This is a genomic window from uncultured Gimesia sp., from assembly GCF_937919775.1.
Classification (GTDB): domain Bacteria; phylum Planctomycetota; class Planctomycetia; order Planctomycetales; family Planctomycetaceae; genus Gimesia.
In genome coordinates, this window is sequence record NZ_CALFPF010000625.1 from 1 (window position 1) to 5,673 (window position 5,673).

The following is a 5,673-nucleotide window of genomic DNA, read 5'->3' on the forward strand; positions in this document are numbered from 1 at the left end:
AATGAATCTTTATCACATCTCGCCAGGCGGGCGGACACATGGGTCCGCACCCTACGAATCCGAATCACTGGTTTTAATAAACGCTCGTATTTTTACTACCACGAAACCACACGAAAGGTATCTGAAGTGGGTGCCACTGTTGGCTTGCCAACAGTCGTTGATAGCGACTTTCGAACTATGCAAAATGTAGGGGGAGACCCATGTGTCTCCCCGCGAGATTGAAGTGGCATTGGGGAATCAATTGAATGTACAAAATGGTTCCCTCGGATGAATGAATCTTTATCACATCTCGCCAGGCGGGCGGACACATGGGTCCGCACCCTACTCCTCAGAATCGCTGGTTTCAATAAACGCTCGTATTTTTGCTACCACAAAAAACACGAAAGTAGGGGCGGGTCTATGTGCCCGCCCGCCTGGTTGGTCTCAATTGAGAGCCGTCGTCCGGATGGGACCAGTTGAACCTTCGCAAAATGTTGAACCGTTCGAAAAACCTATAAGCTAACATCCCGATATAGCGGGCAGCCACACAGGGCTGCCCCTACAAATGGTTTAATACTCGTTTGACTGCTCGGTTTGTCCTTCGATGCCGGAAAAGCTGCTTTCGACTACCTGTCGCACGACCCGCTGGTCGGCTTCCTGCTTCAGCTTGGCAATCGCGTCGGCTAAAGGCATCGGACCCAGATCGCCGTCGATCCGATCGCGCACCGCGACCGCGTTCTGCTCGGCTTCTTTGGGCCCGACGATGAACATGTACGGAATCAGTTCCAGCTGGGCATCGCGGATCTTCGCGTTGACTTTCTCGCTGCGGGTGTCGATGGAAATCCGGAACCCGTTCTTTCGAAGCTGGGCAGCGACTTCGTTTGCATAGTCGAGTGTCTTGTCGCTGACAGGCAGCACGCGAATCTGTTCCGGCGCGAGCCAGAGCGGAAACGCACCTGCGAAATGTTCGATCAACATGCCGGTGAAGCGTTCCATTGATCCGAACGGGGCACGGTGAATCATCACCGGACGATGCGGATGATTGTCCGACCCGGTATATTCGAGTTTGAACCGTTCGGGCAGATTGTAATCGAGCTGTACGGTTCCGAGCTGCCATTCACGGCCGATACAGTCCGACACCATAAAGTCGGCTTTCGGCCCGTAAAACGCGGCTTCCCCTTCGCACTCGCTGAAGGACATGCCCGACGCTTTGAGCACCTTGCGCAGACTGTTTTCCGCATGCTGCCAGTTCTCTTCGCTGCCGACATATTTATCGCTGCCGGGATCGCGGAGTGAAAGCTGCACGCGGAAATTATCCAGACCGACCGAGGCCAGCACGAATTTGACCAGCTCCAAAGTCGCCTGGAATTCGCCTTCGACCTGCTCGGGAGTGCAGAAGATATGCGCGTCGTCCTGAGTCAGGCCGCGGACGCGTAACATGCCGTTCAGTTCGCCCGTCTGTTCGTGACGGTACACGGTGCCGAACTCAGCCAGACGCACAGGCAGATCGCGATAACTGCGCGGCATCGCTTTATACATCTCGGCATGATGCGGGCAGTTCATCGGCTTCAGCAGATAACGCTCGTGTTTGTGTTCCCAGGCTTTCAGGATTGTGAATTTTTCTTCGCGGCTCGCGCCCGGCGGGAATTCGAAATCGCAGTTCATGACCCGTGACGATTTGAAAAAGGTCGCTTCATCCTCAGCCGACAGATCGTCTTCTTCCAGCTTCCGTACCCAGAAATCAACCAGCTGGCCGGCGTCGTGGCCGAACAGCGGTGCGAACTGGGAATCGCGATAATAAGGAAAGTGACCACTGGTTTCATACAGTTCCACCCGACCGATGTGCGGCGAGTAGACCGGCTGATAACCAAGGCGGGTCAGCTCGACCTTGATGAAGTCTTCGAGCACCGCGCGGATGGTGGCCCCTTTGGGCAGCCAGAGACAGAGCCCCTGACCGACTTCGGGGTTGATCTGGAACAGTCCCAGTTTTTTCCCCAGCACCCGATGATCACGGCGTTTGGCTTCTTCCACCTGTTCCAGATACTGGTTCATATCTTTCTTGCTGAAAAAGGCGGTGCCATACAGACGCTGCAGCGGTTTGTTGCCGGCGTCCCCTTTCCAGTAGGAACCGGCAACCGACAGCAGCTTGAAGGCTTTGACTCTGCTCGCATTCGGAATGTGCGGTCCGCGACAGAGGTCGACAAATTCCCCCTGACGATAAAAGCTGAGCTGCCCGTGATCGGCGAGACCGGTTGCGATATGTTCGGCTTTCGAATGCTGATCCATTTCATTCACAAACGAGATCGCTTCGGCCCGGTCGAGAGAGAACCGTTCGAACGGCTCTTCGTCTTTGATGATTTTCTTCATCTCTTCTTCGATTTTGGGGAAGTCGTCTTCGCTGATGGTGTGTTCGAGACCAAAATCGTAATAGAAGCCGTGCGGCAGGGTCGGGCCGAATGCCAGTTGAATGCCCGGCCAGAGCCGCATTACCGCGCGTGCCATGATGTGGGCACAGGAGTGACGTAAGACGCCCAGTGCTTCCGCGTCACGTTCGGTCAGCAGGCGGAGCGAAATTTCTGGAGAGCCAGAGACCTCTTTCAAGGGGCGAAACGCATCACAAACGGTTCCATCCACTTCAGCAGCGACGACCGCATTGGCCAGTCGCTCGCCGATTGATTGGGCCACATCTAAGGCTGTACTGTTGTCTGAATACTCTTTAACGGTTCCATCAGGTAATTTGATTTGAATCATTCGATTTTCTGAACTTGGTCTAAAGTCGGAACCACCACAGTCGCCGTTACAAAGGGCCCACTGCTCAGGCAGTTCGAAGGAGGTATGGTCTTTATATGCGACAGGTTATGTCCGCGTCAATGTTCGCCGTTTCGCAGGAAAATCGCGGGAAAGCCTTGAAATTGGTATGATCGGTCAGACAGGACGCGCGATTCCAGCATTCGGTGGTTTTTTTCACAGAATACGGTCTGGAACTTGACGATATCTTCATCGATGCTTACCCTGCTTAACCTCAGGACGATTAGCTCAGTTGGTTAGAGCGCCACGTTGACATCGTGGAGGTCGTTGGTTCGAATCCAATATCGTCCACTTAAAAGCCCTTATCTCGAATAGAGTTAGGGTTTTTTTATGCGCACGTTTCTGTGCAGTGTTTCCTGTTCCCGGCTAACCGGGTCCGTCATGATTTACTAAACAGCCAGGGACTCAGTATCAGAATGCAATAGACGTCTGATTTTCATCTTCGGAACTGAGATCAGGGTTTTCTAGCCTCTACAGGTGGATCGTCGCCGCGTAAGATATAGATCGAATTTCCCTGATCGTCTTTCTCTTCAACGATTTTGTGCCATCTCATTAAGAACGGGACTGAGAAGGAATGCATCCGATTATAGTCTTTAACCCAATGTAATGAATCGACGGTGGCGCCATTCAGGTAAGCGCCCATGAAAAACGTCTGGAGCAGGTAGGCCTGGTGCAGACGGGCGCCCCGTAAACGGGCTCCGGAGAAACCGGCTCCCTGCAGGTTTGCCATTTCAAAGTTGGCATCGATTAAATTCGCATCGTAAAAATGAGTCCGAATCGCAAGTGATTTTGAAAAATTGGCGCCCTGCAGGTTCGTGCCCCTGAATTTCGCCCCCAGCAGATTAGCAGAACTGAAATCAGCGCCTTCCAGGACTCCTTCCAGATGACGGGCTTTCAACAGACGCCTGCTGAAATCGAGATCCCTCAGATCTGCACCGCTGAAATCCGACCGATAGCCTGCTTCCTGTTCCCTCTTAAGCAATTCCAGCACAATCTCCTGTCTTACATAGGTATTGGATGCAGACACCTGGGGGATCTTGTCTGTCAGATCCAGACCTGCCAGTCTGAGCATGACTTCATCTTCCGGCCTGCTTTTCAGGCGGAGTGTTTTTCGAATAAAATCCCGTTTGACCGCCTGATCCATTTGCTGTTTCAGTTGGGCCTGTGTTTGTGCCAAATTTTTTTTGGGCTGTTCAAACTTTGTGAAGTGTCTGGTGGGCGGCGGCGTCTCTTTCGATTCATGCTGTATCAGGAATATGCCAAATACGATTCCGGCAATGATGAAGGGAACTCCCGGAATGATTGTCAGTAAGCTAAAAAATAAGCCGACGAGTTCCAGGAAAATTCGCGCGAATGATTCGAGATAGTCTACTGAAAGCCACGACAGCAGACACAGCAAGCCCATGATGGCCAGTTCAGGTTGTGCGATCTCAGCGGTCGTGCGCTGTTTCTGCAGGAACCATTCCACATTCAGAACCAAAAACGGGACTATGAAACAGAGCACAAATAAAATGCTCATCAAGAGCTTGAAACGAATCTTCATATCATCGCATTAGAAAAACAGGTTGCATTGCCGAGGTCGTCAGTTCTCTATTCTGACGGCTCGATCAGAGTTTTGTAAACAGCCATAACGCAATGGCAACGGAATAAACATGACAGAACAGTCGGAAATGAGTTCGATTCGTCACAATGCAGAAATTTCCCGCTCGATCTCCACCTGATTCAATAAAGCAGACCAGTGTTTTTTCAACGCTTCCGTGTCGAGTTCCCCGTTCCAGCGGTCATCCCACTTGATTCCAGTTTTGGTCCGACTGTCAGGATTCAGGCCGAGACGCAGCGGCTCATAAACCGGGCTGGCACTGAGGTCGACCGGACTCTCTCCTTCCGCGAGTGCCTGCAGGGTTACGATGATCATCGCCGTTTGCCAACGCTGACTTTGTTTTTTCTTGGGCGGCTCCTGTAGAAAACCGGCATGGTCCAGCACGGTTTCTACGGCAGTCGGATCTTGTGTTCGCGCCAGCGCCAGTAACGCGAGAAGCCGCTGCTGGTCCGCCTGTTCTCCCTCTGCCGAATTCAGCAGTTTCATTAGCGTGGGGACCGCACGTTCCCGGGCAGACTCGGCGTACAGACAGCAGACCGCTGTTTCCCATTTGCCGTAAAAGTCGTCATCGAAGGTGATGTGTTGTTCGATTGCCTGCTTCAATGCGGCTTCCGCCTGATCGCCACCGATCTGGCTCAGGCAATAGGCAATCTGGACCGTTCGAAACGGACTGATATATTCTCTGTCCAGAGTTTGTTCTAACGCGGCACGCAGAGGAGTCACGACTTCCGGCCCGCGTTGGATCACGCGCGACATCAAGTTGTGAACACTGCCGGTAGAGTGCGGCCCAATCTTGCCCAGAGAAGCTATCAGTCCCGGCGTCGAATTGGCCCGGCTCGTTGTGACAAAAATCAGCACAAACGAAAGTATCAGCGCGATCGCATTCACGCCGAGCGGGAGCAGATTCTTCCGTCCCCATTTGTCTTTCGTTTCGAGAAACTGCAGTACTCTGAAGACAAGATAAAAGATCCAGCAGAGGACCACCGGTAGTCCGAGCACCAGCGGGACAATCAGCAGAACACCCAAAATCAGGATCGGCACGCCAAAATAGAGAAACCGTTTGACCCCCGTCGCCAGCGGCCGACTGAAAATCAGAGACAGAACCAGCCAGCCGAAAAACACACTCATCAGCGATCCGAGATAGGGAAACTGCACCTCAGTCACACTGTTCGCACAGTTCATACACGCCTCCGCCGACCGGGCCGGCAATGCGAGGAGTGTGACGAACATAATGCAGTTAATGAAGTGTTTCATTGTTGAATTGTTATCAGAAACGGTGAAGGAAA

3 protein-coding genes and 1 tRNA gene are annotated in these 5,673 nt (G+C 52.6%); 1 reads left to right on the plus strand and 3 read right to left on the minus strand.

Features of this window, described 5'->3' with window-relative positions; genetic code table 11:
- Nucleotides 1-549: 549 nt before the first annotated feature.
- Entirely contained in the window at nucleotides 550-2,730 is a 2,181-nt protein-coding gene (gene thrS, locus Q0294_RS17880) for a threonine--tRNA ligase (RefSeq protein WP_299468173.1), read from the minus strand.
- A 274-nt stretch (nucleotides 2,731-3,004) separates the two neighbouring features.
- Here thrS and Q0294_RS17885 point away from each other — a divergent pair.
- Nucleotides 3,005-3,078 (plus strand) — tRNA-Val (locus tag Q0294_RS17885).
- A 163-nt stretch (nucleotides 3,079-3,241) separates the two neighbouring features.
- Here Q0294_RS17885 and Q0294_RS17890 read toward each other — a convergent pair.
- The gene (locus tag Q0294_RS17890; RefSeq protein WP_299468174.1) at nucleotides 3,242-4,306 is read right to left on the minus strand and encodes a pentapeptide repeat-containing protein; all 1,065 of its coding nucleotides are present in this window, start codon (nucleotides 4,304-4,306) and stop codon (nucleotides 3,242-3,244) included.
- A gap of 165 nt (nucleotides 4,307-4,471) precedes the next feature.
- The coding region (locus Q0294_RS17895) for a hypothetical protein (RefSeq protein ID WP_299468176.1) at nucleotides 4,472-5,673 on the minus strand (1,202 nt) is incomplete at its 5' end.